This window comes from Mesorhizobium sp. M1A.F.Ca.IN.020.06.1.1, assembly GCF_004023265.1.
Taxonomy (GTDB): Bacteria; Pseudomonadota; Alphaproteobacteria; order Rhizobiales; family Rhizobiaceae; genus Mesorhizobium.
Genome location: NZ_RZSR01001315.1, coordinates 1 through 1,246, shown reverse-complemented (window position 1 = coordinate 1,246; position 1,246 = coordinate 1). Strand labels below are relative to the sequence as shown.

The following is a 1,246-nucleotide window of genomic DNA, read 5'->3' as shown; positions in this document are numbered from 1 at the left end:
CTGATGGCGAGGAAAGCCGGATCGGGCGGATCCTTCTTCGGCACGTCGATCTGCCGGAAAGGCGCGCCGGCCATAGCCAAGGCCGCCTCGACGACGAAGCCGCCGCTGCCGGGACGCGTGTAAAGCTTGTACATAAAATCCTCCCGCCGGCCGATTCGAGGCCGGCGGCGATTTGAACCGGAAGCGGCGCCTTCCTCAAGCCGGGCTCCGCTTGCCACAGACGCTTTTTGAGCGATCCAGCTTGCATCTTGCCGGGAGCGCCGCTGTCCGCAAGCTCCTGCGATTGGCTGTGGCGTTCCCGACTTCGTCATCCGCGGGCGGAGCAAGGAGCGAAGCGACGCGCGCAGACCCGAGGATCAATCCCGTGACGTCTCCACGTCACAAGCGTTGCGGATCTTTCTGCCGAGGAGGAACAGCGGCTCCGTTAATATCGGATAAGACAGGTGGTATCCATTCTGGACCGTGGCATTTCCCGGCCATTCTTCGAGGTATGAGCGCCTACGCCCCCAGCCCGTCGAACAGGATTGTCGAGAGATAGCGCTCGGCGAAGGACGGAATGACGACGACGAGGTTCTTGTCCTTGTTTTCCGGCCGCGAGCCGACGACGATCGCCGCCTGCAGCGCGGCACCCGACGAGATGCCGACCGGCACGCCTTCGAGGCGGGCGACGAGGCGCGCATTGGCGACCGAATCCTCGTTCGAGACCCTGACGATCTCATCATAGATCGTCGTGTCGAGGATCTTGGGCGCGAAGCCGGCGCCGATGCCTTGAATCTTGTGCGGGCCGGGCTGGCCGCCGGAGAGCACCGGCGAGGCTTCCGGCTCGACTGCCACCACATGCAGCGAAGGCTTGCGCTTCTTCAGCACCTGGCCGACGCCGGTGATGGTGCCGCCGGTGCCGATGCCGGCCACGAAGATGTCGACCTCGCCATTGGTGTCGTTCCAGACCTCCTCCGCCGTGGTGCGGCGGTGGATTTCCGGATTGGCCGGGTTCTCGAACTGCTGCGGGATGATGGCGTTGGGCAGCGTCGCGGCAAGCTCGTCGGCCTTGGCGATGGCGCCCTTCATGCCTTTCGGGCCTTCGGTGAGCACCAATTCGGCACCGAGCAGCGCCAGCATCTTGCGACGTTCGACCGACATTGTCTCCGGCATGGTGAGGATCAGCTTGTAACCCTTGGCGGCGGCGGCGAAGGCCAGCGCGATGCCGGTGTTGCCGGAGGTCGGCTCGATCAGCGTGGTCTTGCCC

General features: G+C 64.8%; 1 protein-coding gene and 1 pseudogene. Both read right to left on the bottom strand.

Annotation, left to right across the window (positions count from 1 at the left end; all coding sequences use genetic code 11):
- Positions 1-134, bottom strand: a pseudogene (locus EOA60_RS39420) (glutathione S-transferase family protein); the annotation flags it as partial.
- A 364-nt stretch (positions 135-498) separates the two neighbouring features.
- The coding region (gene cysK, locus EOA60_RS33595) for a cysteine synthase A (protein WP_128312654.1) at positions 499-1,246 on the bottom strand (748 nt) is incomplete at its 5' end.